This window comes from Colwellia piezophila ATCC BAA-637 (assembly GCF_000378625.1).
In the GTDB taxonomy this organism is placed as follows: Bacteria; Pseudomonadota; Gammaproteobacteria; order Enterobacterales; family Alteromonadaceae; genus Colwellia; species Colwellia piezophila.
The window spans coordinates 54,065-69,810 of sequence record NZ_KB905176.1 but is presented as its reverse complement, the minus strand read 5'-3'; the positions used below and the strand labels follow the sequence as shown (position 1 = coordinate 69,810).

At 36.4% G+C, this 15,746-nt stretch carries 10 protein-coding genes; 9 read left to right on the top strand and 1 reads right to left on the bottom strand.

The genetic code is table 11. The features are described from left to right. The first annotated feature begins 81 nt into the window (after window positions 1-81). The 9 genes from F580_RS0121715 to F580_RS0121675 all read left to right on the top strand — a co-directional run bounded on the left by F580_RS0121715 (window position 82) and on the right by F580_RS0121675 (window position 14,602). Window positions 82-495, top strand: a complete 414-nt coding sequence (locus F580_RS0121715) for a LexA family protein (RefSeq protein ID WP_019029869.1) — start codon at window positions 82-84, stop codon at window positions 493-495. Continuing rightward, window positions 483-1,736 carry a Y-family DNA polymerase gene (locus F580_RS0121710; RefSeq protein ID WP_019029868.1) on the top strand — a complete coding sequence of 418 codons (1,254 nt, stop codon included), beginning with the start codon at window positions 483-485 and terminating at the stop codon, window positions 1,734-1,736. Before F580_RS0121715 ends, F580_RS0121710 begins: the two co-directional genes overlap by 13 nt. 423 nt (window positions 1,737-2,159) lie before the next feature. Continuing rightward, the gene (locus F580_RS0121705) at window positions 2,160-3,455 is read left to right on the top strand and encodes a GGDEF domain-containing protein (protein WP_019029867.1); all 1,296 of its coding nucleotides are present in this window, start codon (window positions 2,160-2,162) and stop codon (window positions 3,453-3,455) included. Between the two features lie 138 nt (window positions 3,456-3,593). Then, entirely contained in the window at window positions 3,594-5,141 is a 1,548-nt protein-coding gene (locus F580_RS0121700) for an EAL domain-containing protein (RefSeq protein ID WP_019029866.1), read from the top strand. Between the two features lie 380 nt (window positions 5,142-5,521). Next, window positions 5,522-8,722: a ligand-binding sensor domain-containing diguanylate cyclase gene (locus F580_RS0121695; protein ID WP_019029865.1), complete on the top strand. Its 3,201-nt coding sequence runs from the start codon at window positions 5,522-5,524 to the stop codon at window positions 8,720-8,722. A 401-nt stretch (window positions 8,723-9,123) separates the two neighbouring features. Continuing rightward, window positions 9,124-9,891, top strand: a complete 768-nt coding sequence (locus F580_RS0121690) for a TetR/AcrR family transcriptional regulator (RefSeq protein WP_019029864.1) — start codon at window positions 9,124-9,126, stop codon at window positions 9,889-9,891. Window positions 9,892-10,067: 176 nt separating this feature from the next. Then, window positions 10,068-12,410 carry an efflux RND transporter permease subunit gene (locus F580_RS0121685; RefSeq protein WP_019029863.1) on the top strand — a complete coding sequence of 781 codons (2,343 nt, stop codon included), beginning with the start codon at window positions 10,068-10,070 and terminating at the stop codon, window positions 12,408-12,410. A gap of 109 nt (window positions 12,411-12,519) precedes the next feature. Then, a complete protein-coding gene (locus F580_RS0121680; RefSeq protein ID WP_019029862.1) occupies window positions 12,520-13,329 on the top strand; it encodes an outer membrane lipoprotein-sorting protein in 810 nt (269 codons plus the stop codon). Window positions 13,330-13,333: 4 nt separating this feature from the next. Continuing rightward, a complete protein-coding gene (locus F580_RS0121675) occupies window positions 13,334-14,602 on the top strand; it encodes a hypothetical protein (protein WP_019029861.1) in 1,269 nt (422 codons plus the stop codon). A 144-nt stretch (window positions 14,603-14,746) separates the two neighbouring features. On the opposite strand, the gene F580_RS0121670 is transcribed toward F580_RS0121675, so the two are convergent. After that, a complete protein-coding gene (locus F580_RS0121670) occupies window positions 14,747-15,706 on the bottom strand; it encodes a histone deacetylase family protein (RefSeq protein WP_019029860.1) in 960 nt (319 codons plus the stop codon). Between the last annotated feature and the right edge of the window lie 40 nt (window positions 15,707-15,746).

Sequence of the window (15,746 nt, the reverse complement as noted above, 5' to 3'; positions counted from 1 at the left end):
TGCTCTTTTATTGATGAATCCACTTCAAAATATTCCAATAAAATACTATACTGTTTTTATGTACAGTAATATTGGTTTTTTATGAAAGTAATACCCGTTTATATTGAAGCTGGGATATCAGGTTTTGAATCACCTGCAACAGAATATAAAGAACTTAACCTCTCACTAGAAGAGTTACTCCTTCAGCACCCTAATGCGACTTTCTTCGGCCTAGCTAATGGAAGGTCAATGGAACGGATAGGGATTTTTAATGGGGATGTGCTTGTCGTTGATAGAGTGGAGCGTGTTAGTAATGGCTCTGTGATTGTGGCAAATTTTAATGGCTGCTTTGTCTGCAAAATCATTGATACGGATAATGCCTTATTGCTATCGGCATCTGACGAACACAAGCCCATTAAAATAACAGATAGCGATGATTTTCAAATAGAAGGGGTTGTAAATGTATCCTTTAGATTGCATAAAAAACTACCCGTCCTGTTGTCATGTTTGGGTTAGTTGATGCGGTTTCATTCTATGCGCGTGCGGAAAAGGTCTTTGACCCAACTATTCGACATAAACCCGTTGTCGTCTTAACGAATAACGACGGCTGTATCTGTGCTGTGTGTCCTATTGCGCGTCAATTAGGCGTACCTAAATTTGTTCCTTATTTTAAGATTAAGGCATTTTTAGAAAAACATAATGTCGTTGTTCGCTCTTCAAATTATGAGTTATATGCTGACTTAAGCGAAAGAATGATGAACGTTATTGCACGGTACTCTGATAACCATTATGTCTATTCTATTGATGAATCGTTCTTACATTTCAAGAACTTTAGCTGTGTTGATAGCTGGTTCGATTACGGCCATGTGATACGAAAGGCTGTCTGGCGCGAAACACGATTACCCGTTGGCGTAGGTTTCGGCGCAACCTTAACATTAGCTAAAGCCGCTAATCATGCCTCCAAGAAACTGTCAGGTTTTGATGGTGTTGCTGTAATAGATGATAAAGCCTCTCGTAAAGAAATCCTCTCTAGAATGTCGCTCACTGAGGTTTGGGGTATTGGCTCCAAATTGGGTAAACGACTAAGTATATTAGGGCTTAAAAATGGCTGGGATTTAGCGAATCAATCGCCTAAAGCAATGCGAGGTCAGTTTGGTGTCGTCGTTGAACGTACCGTAAATGAACTGAACGGCATGCCGTGCTTAAACTGGGATGAAATAGGGCAAGACAAACAAGAGATATTTTCTACACGTAGTTTTGGGCAACGAGTTACCGACGGTCATGCGCTTAAAGCTGCACTATCAAGTCACGCCAGTATTGTTGGGGCAAAAGTTAGAAGACAAGGCTCTTTGATTAAGCGATTAGTGATTTTTGCCTCAAGCTCGCCACATGATGACAGTTACTATAAAAAATCGGTCATTTATGAGTTTCCTATTGCCACAGACAATACCTTAAAGCTCGTAGGTGCTATTTCTTATGTATTTGATAGTATTTATAGGCCAGGTGTAAGCTTTTATCGCTGCGGAGTAGGTGGTGTTGAACTAGAAAATAGTCAATTTCAGCAAGAAGATATGTTTAGTCTTAGTGTGAATAACCCGCCATTAATGAAATGCTATGACCAAATAAACCATCGCTATGGAAGAGGGGCTGTTGAAGTCGCTGTGGCTGAAAAAAATGAAAAGTGGGCAATGAGACGAAACTTTTTATCACCTCGCTCTACGAGTAACTGGTCAGAAATCCCTAAGATAAACTGTTGAGGTTAATATGTGTGGTCGATTTAGTGTAAGCAAATCAATTTCACTTATCGTCATAACATCAGGTAACCCGTTTTGACAACTATTACCACAAAGCGGTCTAAATTTGTTGTTCAAAGCCACCCTATCTAACGACTACTTTGATACGATATAGTCATTTTAGTCTGAATAATACCATAATTAGGGTGTTCAGATCATGTGCCTATTTCATACGAATATTGATATTTAGCGGGTTATTTACCGTAATAATTACAGCTGTTCAGTAATACAGATGGCGTTTTCTGTACTCAAATATGTACAATAACATTTTTGGTTTTATTCAATATATTTTATCCATTATCGTTTATTTATAGCGCGTATTGATATATGTTATGTTATTTTGTTATATTGTTATATTGTTATATTGTTATTTCAGGATTTCTTATTGTGTCATTTATTTCTATTGTTAAATCTGTCTTTATATCATTAATTTTTATTCTGGTAGTATGGGGGCAGTTTTTTATTATTCAAAAAATATTATTAAATTACAAAAAAATTGATGCTTTACCGACGTATATATCTAAATTAGATACAATTACTTATGGGATCCGTAAGCTACTTTTAGATAATACAGCCTCTCTTTACAGTTTAGCTGGATTAATGCGATTAAATCCGACAATGAGTCAAGATAGATTTATTGAAATTACAGATGCTATCATTGTTAAAGATGACACTCTTTTAGCTGTTCAATTTGCTACAAATACAACCATAACTCACTTAGCAAATACGGTTGGTCGTTTAAATTCTTTGGGATTAGACTTATCAAGCATTGATGTTGAAAGAGATGTCATATTTGAAACGATTGATTCTAAAAAAACACGGATAGCAGGCCCATTTGTATTACACAATGATAGTGAACATATTAATACCATAGCGGTAAGAAAACCTATTTTTATTAATGGCGTATATTTAGGCTTGGTTATTTATTTAATTAATTTTAATAAGCTTATTAACGCACTTGAATTAGAAAAAATCGGTAATATTGCGTTACGTGGTACGGATGAAAGTAACAGAGAAAATGCCTTTTATGGGAACAACGAATTATTTGAAAACCCTAATAATTTAATTAAAAAGATAAAGTTAGAATATGGTTATTGGGAAGCGGTTATTGAAGTAGAGGAACCTCAACTTAATGGTGTATTTATTTCTCTCATATCATTAGCATTGTTTATTTTTAATACGCTCATCGTGGTACTCATTATGACGCTATTTAAGTTTAAAAAACAAATGTACATAGATAGTATGACCAATTTATATAATGGTCGCTATTTACAAAGCATCATTCATAAATCAAATTTTAGTTATGCATTAAGCTTTGATTTAGATCACTTTAAACAGATTAATGACACTTATGGTCACGATGTCGGTGATGTTGTTTTAAGGCGTTTTGCTAATGTTTTATCACGAATTACAGGTAGAAATAATGAATACGCTATTCGTACAGGAGGTGAAGAATTTCTTATCCTGTTAGAACTTGATGATGTTGTCGCCGCAACTGATTTAGCCAAACAAATTTTAATAATAACGAAAAAATTATTGTTTAAAGAAGACATTAACTTAACGGTAAGTATTGGTATCACTAAAGTTGAAAATAAAAACAACCTTAAACAATCATTAAAACATTCAGATATAGCACTGTACCAAGCTAAAAAGAACGGACGAGATCAATACGTTATAAACTAATTATCCTAATAACAAAGTGTGACCTGGTCAAGTAAATTCAGTCACACTGGTAGGGTAATCGCATTAAAAATAACTTGACACAGATCCCCTGATTTAATTTCCCATTATTACGCTATAAATTATAAGAAGGTTGCTTATATGATAAAACTGAATTCAATTGCAAAGCTTTTAGCGTTTATAAGTGGAATGCTTATTAGTTTAACCATCATTTTTTACATATATTCCTACACTTTAAAAAATCAGCTTTCCGAACAGGGTCAAAATATATTTATAGATTTATTGGATGCCAGTAGGCAAGCATTTAGCGTTATAGATTTATTAAACAAGCAAGATTTTTCTAATTGCTCCGATGAAAACTTATTAAAAATGCGTAAATATCAATTTCAATCTAATGATATTAAGGACATTGGTTTCTTTAAAAACGACTTGCTAATTTGTACAACTGGAGTAGGAATATTAGAAAAACCAATAAAGGAATCTATGCATGACTATATGTTTGAAGGGCATAAGTTTTGGTTCGATCATAAATTGATAACTTTTGATATGACAATTCAAGGTATTGTTATCCATAAAGGGAATTACAATGTAGCGATGTCAATTAAAAGTATTTTAAATGAACACTTAAAGTTTAAAGAATATGAAGTGTTAGCAAAGAAAGGTGATGAGATAACTCATCTTTATGGAAAAAGTGGGGTTTTTCAACATAAGGCAACAAGTAGTAAACAATACTTTAGTACAGGATTATTATCACACTCTCTGGAATTTTGCGGACCTAAAGGAGGAGTATGTGTAGCTGTTCATCATAAAAATTTTTCGGAATTTCAAACTGTACTTATTTTATTGATTTTAATTTTAATATCTTTAATTTCAGGGATTACCGCTTTACATGTTTATGGATGGATTTATAGTTACATTTATAGTACTAAACGGAGAGTCAAATTAGGTTTATCATTCAAGTGTATTAAGCCACATTATCAAGCTATTGTTGAATTGAAAACAGATAAAGTCATTGGTTGTGAACTGCTTGCTCGATTTGAAGATAATATAGGTCCTCTTTACCCTGACCAATTTATTTCAGTTGTTAGTGAATTAGACATGTCTTGGCAGATGACTGAGACTCTTATCTTACAAGCAATTGATGATTTTAAAGATATTCAAGCTGATGACACGCCATTTTACCTATCCATTAATGTTTTTCCAAAAGATATAAATAACGGTAATATCCTTAAAGGAATTGAACTGTTAAAAGATGTAACATCTAATCTTCAAATTTTCTTTGAGGTAACGGAAGACGAAGAGCTACATTTTAATAAAATAGGTAATACATTAGAAACGCTTTCAAAAAGCCGCATAAAAATATCCATTGATGACTTTGGTACAGGTTACTCTAATTTATCTCAGTTAAAACTGTTAGATATTGACACCTTAAAAATTGATAAATCTTTTGTAGATGAAGTTGAAACAGGCTCTATTAGATCTACCTTAATACCTTATATTGTTTCAATAGCTGATAACCTTGAAGCTACTGTTATTGCTGAGGGGATTGAAAATAGATTACAAGTGGACGAGTTATTAAAAATGGATATTGAATTTGGACAAGGCTGGTATTATTCGAAAGCTTTACCGCTGAAAGAGTTTAAAAATTATTTAATCTGTAACAGTGATTATAAATTTGGTTATGAATAGCATGTTAGAAATAACTGTAGCCACAAGACATCACTTGTAGATGCATGATGTCTTCTTTTAGCGAGCAGTTGACCTAAAGACCAGCCCTCATCTAATGTCGGCTTTTGGCTATCAGTTGTCGTTAAGATCCCCCACTACGGCATGTCAACTAAGCGCATAGTTGACGCTAGAACTTGTTTCTCTTACGACAGCAACTCCGACTAGACCAGACATTAGGGTTATCGGCTTTAAGTTTGGTATTTACAAAACTTGAAAGCCTTCTCAAAAAGGTATTTTGTACCATTATCTTACGTGAGAGCTTCTAAATTTATCTAGCTTAAAAAATTCAGAAGTTTTGATACTAAGCAACAACTACCCAAAGAATATGTTAAGTTATCTTTTTGGATATAGAAAACATTCATGGTGTTGTTTTGCCTATAAAATTTTTATTTTTTGCTTTATTTTTTTTATTGCACTCGTTGGCATCAGCTGCCAGTAGCGAAAATTTTCGTTTCAAAATTTTAAACGTTGCTGACGGCCTTCCGCATGATACTGTTCAAGTTGTAATGCAAGCTAAAAATGGCTTTATCTGGGTTGGTACATCTGTTGGACTCGCTAGGTATGATGGATATAATTTCAAAATATTTAAAGCTACCCCTGACAGCAAAGGTCTTACTCATAATAGCGTTACGTCGATTGTAGAAGATCAGTTAGGCAATCTATGGATTGGAACTATGGGAGGGCTTAATTACTTTGACCCACAGTCAGAAAAATTTAAGAATTTCAAACATGATGATAACAACTATACTTCCCTAAGTCATGACTATGTCTGGCGCTTGTTTATTGATAAGAAACAGCAACTATGGATTGCTACTATGGGTGGAGGGTTAAACCGTTATGAAGGTGATGGAAAATTCAATCGATACACCTCTAGTGATGAGAAGCCCAACTCAATAAGTTCAAAATATATTAGTGATATTAAACAGGATCAGAGTGGATTTATTTGGGTTGCTACTCATAAAGGTTTGAATCGTATTGATATTACTTCTAAGTCTATCGTTTCTTTTTCAAATAAAAAAACAGGAAACCGTAAACTTCTAAAAGATGGGCTGTGGGCTCTGTATAACCAAGGTAATACCCTCCTATTAGGAACAACTGAAGGTCTTGTCAAATATGATAAAAAACAGGGGATATTTGAGTCTATAAAGTTAATCATTAACGGTAAAATTGTTGAACCAGAAATTACATCTATCTCAAGTGAGGATGGTGTCAGATTTTGGTTAGGAACTAAAGGAGACGGCTTAATTCACTTTAATTCAAACTCCCATATTTCAAAGATATACCAACGAAATGAAAATAAATCCTCACTTGTTGATAATTCAATCAGACATTTGTTTATCGATCAGCAGAAAAACCTTTGGATTAGCACAAATGGTTCAGGGATAAGCATTCTAAACCCTTTGTTTAATGAGTTCTCATTTATTCGTAATCGCCCATATTCAAATCACAATCTCAAAAGCGACGTAATCATTAGTTTTTCTGAAACTAAGCAAGGTAACTTGTTAATTGGAACTTCTAAGGGGCTTAACTTATTTAACAAAAGTTCGAATACTATTTCGCCCATAATTGATATTGAAGAATCTCAAATATGGGAAATATTGAGAGATGGAGATGATACATATTGGCTTGGTACTGATAGCGGACTTATCTTATACAATCTTCGAACCAATCAACTTGAGGCTTTCAAACCTACCGAAACAAACGATTTATTAGTAACCAATATTGTAAATGATAATTCTGGTCGACTATGGTTAGGGACAGATCTAGGCCTATTTTCATTTCGAATTGAGGATAATACCTTTAAACGCCATTCACCAATTGAATTAGGTCTTGCTCGAGACTTGGTCATTGATGTGAATAATAAGCTATGGATGAGAAATAATGATGGTCTAGCTTTATTTGACTTAAATACAAATAAGCTTATTCAAACTTCAGCGTTCGAAAGCTTATTAGCTAAAAACTTTGGAAAGGATATAACTGAGATATATCAAGATACACATACTAATATTTGGGTTGGTACATACGGAAGTGGTTTAACAAAAACAAATGCTAAATTTGAAATTTTAGCGGAATATAGCACTGATAATTTATTGCTAAATAATAATATATATTCGATTGAAGAAGATAATTCAGGAAATCTTTGGTTTGGTACAGAAGAAGGTGTTACTAAGCTATCAGACGAGCCTAAATTAGCTACCCATTTTAACTATATTGATGGACTTCCTAGTATCCAATTTGTATTAGGTAAGGCGTATAAAAGTAACAATGGAAATTTATTTTTTCCATTTACAAACGGCTTTACCGAGTTTTCCCCTAGGGAGCTAATTGCAAAACCTTCAGCAGTTAGCCTTCATATTACAGATGTGTTAATTGATGCCATGCCAATAGAAAGAGTGGTTACCAGAGGTTTACCTGTAGTGTTCCCCCCTGATAACAACATTCCAATATCAGAAAATAAAATGGAAGAAGTAGTCGTTGATTACACCGTAAACTCACTCACATTAAAATTTGCTGCTTTAGATTATTCGTTTCCTTACAAGCAAAAATATGAATATAAATTGGAAGGTTTCGATAAGACGTGGGTAATATCTGACTACCGAGAAAGAATTGCCAGTTACGGTAAGTTACCAAGTGGAAGTTATGTATTTACAGTTAAATCTATAGGGTTTAATTCTCTTGAAACAAAGTTAAAGATCATTGTGCAACCAGCTCCATGGAGAACATGGTGGGCTTACTTGATTTATACCCTATTAACGGTGTTCTTTTTCTCTAGATATCACAATAATCAAAAAATTAAAGTAGAGTCCACCATTAGGCTAAATAAAGAGTTGGAATTAAGAGTAGAAGAGCGTACTCAACAGCTAGAAAAAGCAAATCAACAGCTTAAAGAATTCAGTTTTACAGACCAACTCACAGGGCTAAAAAATAGGCGGTTTATTGAAAATAATATTGGGGTAGATATTGAATTAATAAGTCGCCGAAGTGTGACCGAGAATAGACGTTCCCCAGAAGATCTAATTTATTTCATGATAGATATTGATTATTTCAAACGCATTAATGATACCTATGGTCATGCAGCAGGTGATTTAGTTCTTAAAGATTTTGCCTTACTATTAAACCAAGTATTTAGAACAACAGACTACCTTGTTAGATGGGGAGGAGAAGAGTTTCTAGTCGTTTCTAGGTTTATACCAAAAGAAAGAGCCTCAATGCTGGCAGAAAGATTAAGAAAATCAGTAGAAGAATATAAATTTAAAATTACTGACTGCAATACTTTATCTGTAACTTGCTCTATTGGTTTTACTTACCACCCTAAGAACCATCATAAGATAACTTCTTGGACAGAAGTTGTAGAACTTACCGATTGCTGTTTATATGCAGCTAAAAGATCTGCTAGAAATGCTTGGGTAGGCATTGATTCTATTGGTTATGAAGTTGATATTAATGAAGTTCGTACAGGCAGTTTGGAACAAGATGTAAAGTCAGGAAAAGTTAAAGTTTTAACATCGTTGCCAGATCACGAAAGCCTTTTATGGTCTTAATATTAACTCTTATTTAGCAGTAAATAAGTTAGCTAATATCAATAGAGTGATTGGTAAGTAAACGACTGTTTTAGGTCACAGTTGACGTTGATGAACTCAAAATATAACGTCTTCTTTGTGGTAGCAGTGATCATAAACAGACTACCCCAAGCCGTTTGATTTTTGGCACTAATCCTAACCTAGTGCCAATGTTTCCTTAGTGGTAAAAGTTGACTCCTAGATACGACTAAATAGTTTGTAGTTCAGAAAGTGTTTTTCATAAATCACTCGTGACACATATTATGGCGATGAAAGAAAATTCACACGTACACTTTAGTTACAAATTCGTTGACAATAATTACATTGGGCGTATTATGACGATTCGTCAGTGACGATTCGTCACATATTAAATAGTAGGCCCTATGACACCACCTAAGTTACTCGATGAAGCGGCACTTAAAGCAAGAGAGTTGCAAATAATCAGCTCAGCAGTGCTGTTGATTCAACAAAATGGTATCGAAAATCTGACCATGGATAAAGTCGTTGCCCAAGTGCCTTTTTCAAAAGGTACTGTCTATAAACACTTTATTGGTAAAGAAGATTTATTGTTAGCTATCAGTAATCATGCCATTGGTCTACTAGCCGATTTATTTTATCGCGCCTATCAATTTAAAGGTTGTGCGCGCTCTCGCATGTTGTTATTAAATTTTTCCTATCTGCTTTATGCAATGTTATACCCAGCATTGTTTCAAACTGTGCTATGCGCTAAATCGCCTAATGTCGTAGGTAAATCAAGTGAAAAGCATATTAATGAGGGTGAACGATTAGAAGTTAAATTAATGACTTCAATTCACGGCATTGTCGAAGATGGCCTAAACGATGGCAATCTAGCACTGCCTTTGAATATGGATATACAGCAATTATGCTTTAGCAACTGGTCGATGGCCTATGGTGCTATTACGCTACTGTCTGGCGAAGTTGAACAGTGTAGCGGTAGAACCAGTTTGATTGTTGAACGTGAGCTATTTAACCTTAGTAATTTGCTTTATGACGGCATGGGTTGGCAGCCTTTAAGTAAAGATAGCAGCCATTGCGCGGAGTTGAAAATTGCTTTAGCTGAATTATTTCCTGAAGAATTAGCAAAAATTAAGGCAAAAGGGCGTGAGCTAAACTTTGATAGTTTTAGCTAACCTCGCTTTAGCGACTCTTTCTTTAGCAAGTAGTTCTTTAGCCAATATTTGTTAGGAAAATTAATACGAATTTTGTGCGGTGCATCACCGCATTTTTTTGAACTGTAAGGTGACGATTCGTCATCTAAAAAATACTTATTTAATTAAGAAAATTTAAGAATATAAGGAGCTTAACCATGAGAGACAAACTCTATAATTTTGTTGGTAAAAATCCATTTTGGGTGATACTTGTGTGTATTACCTTCGCGATAATAGCGGGAATGGGGGCACAAAAGTTAGAATTCAAAAGTGACTACCGAGTATTCTTTAGTGAAGAAAACCCACAGTTAACGGCTTTTGAGTCAATGCAAAAAGTCTATGCCAAAAGCGATAATGTTTCTTTTGTCGTGGTACCAAAAGACGGCAATGTTTTTACCGCAGAGCATTTGGCGGCACTAAAAGCATTAACTAAAGAAAGTTGGCAAGTACCTTATTCAACACGGGTTGATTCAGTCACTAATTTTCAATATACCTACGCTGAAGAAGACGACATGATCGTTGAAGATCTTGTTATGTCTACCGGTAACTTAACCAATGACAAGCTTGATAAAATCAAGAATATTGCCATTAGCGAACCTTTACTGGTTAATAAAATAATCTCTAAAACAGGTCATGTTTCAGTTGTTAACGTTACCGTGCAATTGCCGGGCGTTGACCCTATGGCGGAAACACCCGAAGTTGCGGCGAGTGTCCGTGCTATTAAAGCACAGTTTTTAGCAGATCACCCTGAAGTAGACGTGTATCTGTCGGGCATGATTATGATGAACACTTCCTTTGGTGAAGCTTCAATTAATGATGGTACAACACTTATTCCGTTAATGTTTCTTGTGGTTATTATCACCATAGGGTTATTGCTAAGAACTATCACCGGTACTATCGCCACGGTACTTGTTATTATTATGAGTATTGTTACTACCATGGGGCTTGCCGGTTGGTTAGGCTTTTATTTGACTGGGCCATCATCATCAGCGCCAACGATGATATTGACCTTAGCGGTAGCCGATTGTATTCACATACTCACCTCTATGTTTTATGAAATGCGACAAGGCGCTGATAAACGTACCGCCATTGCCCGTAGTATCAAAATCAACTTACAACCTATTTTCTTAACCAGTATTACCACCGCGATTGGCTTTTTAAGCATGAATTTTTCTGACTCGCCACCCTTTAGAGACTTAGGGAATTTAGTCGCTATTGGCGTGATGTTGGCCTTTGTTTTTTCGGTTACTATTTTCCCAGCATTACTTACGGTATTACCGGTGCGCGTTAAAGTGCAGAGTGAGGGTAAAAAAGACATTATGGCTAAATTGGCAGACTTTGTTATTGCCAAACGTAAAGTCTTATTACCTTTAACCAGTGTGCTTATTATCGCCTCAATCATGTTCATTCCTAACAATGAACTTAATGATGATTTTGTTAAGTATTTCGATGAAACCGTGCCATACCGTGCGGCAACTGATTTTATGCAAGATAACTTATCGGGCATGATGGTGGTTGAAATTTCGGTAAAAACCGGTAAATCAAGCGGCATTAATGATCCGAAATACTTACGCAGTGTTAGTGACTTTAGTGATTGGTTACGTGAGCGTCCTGAAACGGATCATGTTAATACAATTACCGATACCTTAAAGCGTCTCAATAAGAATATGCATGCTGATGATCCTAGTTGGTATAAATTACCCGATAGCCAAGAGATGTCGGCGCAATATTTATTGTTGTATGAAATGTCTCTACCTTACGGCTTAGATTTAAATAACCAATTAGATGTTGATAAATCAGCGTCAAAAATCGTGGTGACCTTTAAAAATATGACTAGCAACGAGCTGATTCATATTGAAGGAGAGATGATTGCCTGGTTTGCTCAACACGCGCCACAGTATGAAGTTGACTTTGCTAGCCCAAGTTTAATGTTTGCCCATATCGGCCAACGTAATATTATTAGCATGCTTATCGGTACCACACTGGCACTCATCTTAATTTCAATTTTATTAGGTGTAGCCTTAAAAAGCTGGCGCTTTGGTTTAATCAGTTTATTACCTAACTTAGCACCGGCGGCGATAGGTTTTGGTATTTGGGGATTATATAGTGGACAAGTAGGCCTTGGTTTATCGGTTGTTATTGGTATGACGTTAGGCATTGTTGTTGATGATACCGTGCACTTTTTAAGTAAGTACCTTCATGCCAGACGTGATAAAAATGCCAACCCGAAAGAAGCGGTGCACTATGCCTTTGATAATGTCGGACGCGCACTATGGATCACTACTTTTGTACTCGTAGCCGGCTTTACTGTCTTGGCACAATCATCATTTAAAATGAATGCTGATATGGGCTTCCTAACAGCATTGACCATCTTTATCGCACTTATCGTTGATTTCTTATTCCTGCCACCATTACTTATGTTGCTTGATAAGGAAAAAGCGACACAAAGCGTGGATGAAGTAGTTGAAACACCGATTAAAAAATCGATTGAAGCGGCTTAATTACGCCACTAGCTAACCAGTAAACTTATCAGCGGTGTAAGGCTGATAAGTTTACTCAATACATTTATAAGAATTTATAAAAATTTGATAAAAGTTATAAGGATTAACTATGTTCACTAAGAAAAACTTAATTAGCGCACTATTAGCGATAAGTGCGTTAAATTTATCGCTGGCTTCAAATGCTGCTTTTGCCCTAAGCGCAGAAGAGCAAAAAGGCTTAGATATTTCCATGGAAGCAAAAAAACGCGATCTAGGTTGGCAAGATAGTACTGCTGATATGGTGATGTTATTGCGTAACCAGCAAGGCCAAGAAAGTATTCGTGAAATTAAGATGAAGTCACTTGAAGTATTAGATGATGGTGATAAAAGTTTAACTATTTTTAATAAACCGCGTGATGTTAAAGGCACTGCTTTTTTAAGCTTCTCACATCCGGTTGATGCCGATGAACAATGGTTGTTTTTACCGGCATTAAAACGTGTTAAACGTATTTCATCACGTAATAAATCTGGGCCTTTTATGGGCTCAGAGTTTGCTTTTGAAGATTTAAGTTCTTTTGAAGTAGAAAAGTACAGCTACAAATATTTAGGCGTTGAAGAACTTAACGGTTTAACCAACTTCAAAGTTGAACAATATCCGGTAGACGAAAATTCAGGTTACACTCGTCGTATCGTTTGGCTTGATACCCTAGAGTACCGTATTCATAAAATCGATTTTTATGACCGTAAAGACTCACTGCTAAAAACGTTAACCTTTAGTGGCTATAAGCAATATTTAGCTAAACATTGGCGTGCTGATATTCAAGAAATGATCAATCACCAAAATGGTAAAAGTACCGAATTAAAGTGGTCGAATTATAACTTTAAAACCGGCTTAAACGACAGTGACTTTAACCGTAACTCATTAAAACGTGCGCGTTAAGTCGATGTCCTTATCATTTAAAAAGTCTTTAAATAAGTCGTCAAGTAAAAAACTTACCGGCTCACTAATAGGTATGGCAGTAGGCGCAAGCTTACTGCTTAGTAACCCTCTCTTTGCTAGTGAGGGTGCTAGTGATGTTGAGTTTGAAGCATCAAGTAATCTTGCTATAGAGCAGCGTTATTTTTTTAAAGAGGCGCTTTATCCTGAACAGTTGAGTCATAGTCAAACGTCACTATCAATAGAGACCGAGCTCTACTGGCAATGGAATGGTGGCAACGATAGCATTATCTTTACGCCTTTTTATCGAGTCGATAGCCAAGACTCGCAGCGTACTCATGGTGATATTCGTGAACTCGCTTATGTCCATGCCAGTGATGATTGGGAACTGCGTGTTGGATTTCGTAAAGAGTTTTGGGGCGTTACTGAGTTTCAACATCTTGTTGATGTGATCAACCAAACCGATGGTGTTGAAGACTTTGATGGTGAAGATAAACTTGGCCAACAAATGGTTAACTTATCTGTGGTTAATGATTGGGGCATTGTAGATGTGTTTTTACTGCCAGGTTTTAGAGAAAGAACTTATGCGGGTGCAGAAGGGCGCTTACGTGGACCGTTAGTGGTTGATGAAGAAAATGTCAGTTATGAATCGTCTGCGGGACAGCAACATCTTGATGTGGCCTTGCGTTGGGCTCACAGTGTTGGTGACTTTGACTTAGGTGCGTATTGGTTTCATGGTACTAACCGAGAAGCTTACCTAACACCTGCTACGCAAAACACCTTACAACAATACTATGCTCAAATGGATCAATTGGGTGTAGATGTGCAAGCCACCTTAGGCGACTGGTTATGGAAATTTGAGGGCATACATCGCAGCACTAGTCTGGAAGATTTTTGGGCAACGCAAGCAGGTTTTGAATACAGCTTTATTGGGGTATTTGAATCGAATATCGACTTAGGTTTATTGATGGAGCACAGCTGGGATTCACGCGGTGAAGTTGCACTTGGCGCGCAAGGTTCACTGATGCAAAATGACTTGTTTTTAGGCGCTAGGTTGGCCTTTAACGACATGCAAAGTAGTGAATTGTTAATGGGCATAGGCAGTGATTTAGATCACAATGCCTTTAGTTTCCTTATCGAAGCCAATCGTCGATTTGGTGATAACGTTATTGTCAGTGTTGATGTTAGATTGCTGCAGAGTAATGATGAAAACGACTTACTCTATACCTTAAGTAATGATGATCATGCACAACTATCTTTAGCTTTGTATTTCTAAACCTCGCTTTATCCTTAACGGAAAACGCGAATGAATTCCCTTAACGGAAAGCGCGAATAAATTCTCTTAACGGAAAGCGCGAATAAATTCCCGCCTATGGTAGGTGGGGGTTTAATCGCGCGATTTGTTAATATTTAATCACCATTAATTCCCAATCAAGCCATTAATATGAGCAACGACACTTCTGCCTAACGCGCTAGGGGCATAACCGCCTTCAAGTACCGAAACAATTTTTCCTCCACCGTATTCATTGGCGATAACTTTAAGCTCATCAGTGAGCCAGCGATAATCGGACTCAGTTAAGCTCACCTGTGAGATATCATCTTCGATGTGGGCATCAAAGCCTGCCGAGATAATGATTAATTCTGGTTTAAATTTGTGTAATGCTGGAAACCAGTGCGCGGTTAGTTTTTCGCGGAACTGCTCACCCTTTGTTGTCGCCGCTAATGGGGTATTGATAATAGGTGGTGTATTGCTTTCTTCAACTTCAAACGGGTACAGTGGGTCTTGGTAACTTGAGCAAAACAGGTAACCTTTGTCATCCTTGGGTGTGGCATTAAAATGGTTTTTTATTATGTCTTCTGTACCATTGCCGTGATGGACATCAAAGTCGACTATGGCCACACGTTTTAAAGCATACTTTTGTTTGGCATAAGCGGCAGCGATGGCGACATTATTAAAAAAGCAAAAACCCATGCCTTTATCATGTTCTGCGTGATGACCTGGCGGCCTTGTCGCACAAAAAGCTGAACCTAAAGTACCATCCATGACTAAATCGACTGCATCAACCGCAGCACCGGCGGCATACAAAATAGAAGTCAGTGTTTTGCTATTCATCACTGCGTCTTCACCGACGATAAAGTATTGTTCGCCTTTAGCTTCCGTAGGGGCATTATCAAAAACAAAATCAATATATTCTTGCGTGTGCGCTAAGGCGAGTAAGCTTTTATCGATAGGCTTTGAGTCAAACTGACGGACGACATAATCTAAGCCACTGCGAATTAATTGGTCTGAAATAGCGGTTAAGCGTTTTCCATTTTCAGGGTGATGCTCACCCATGTCATGTTCGCCACATCTGTAGTGGCCTATAATTCCAACTGGCATAGTTATTCTCTTTTTTTAGCTAGTGAATATTCAGCTTGTC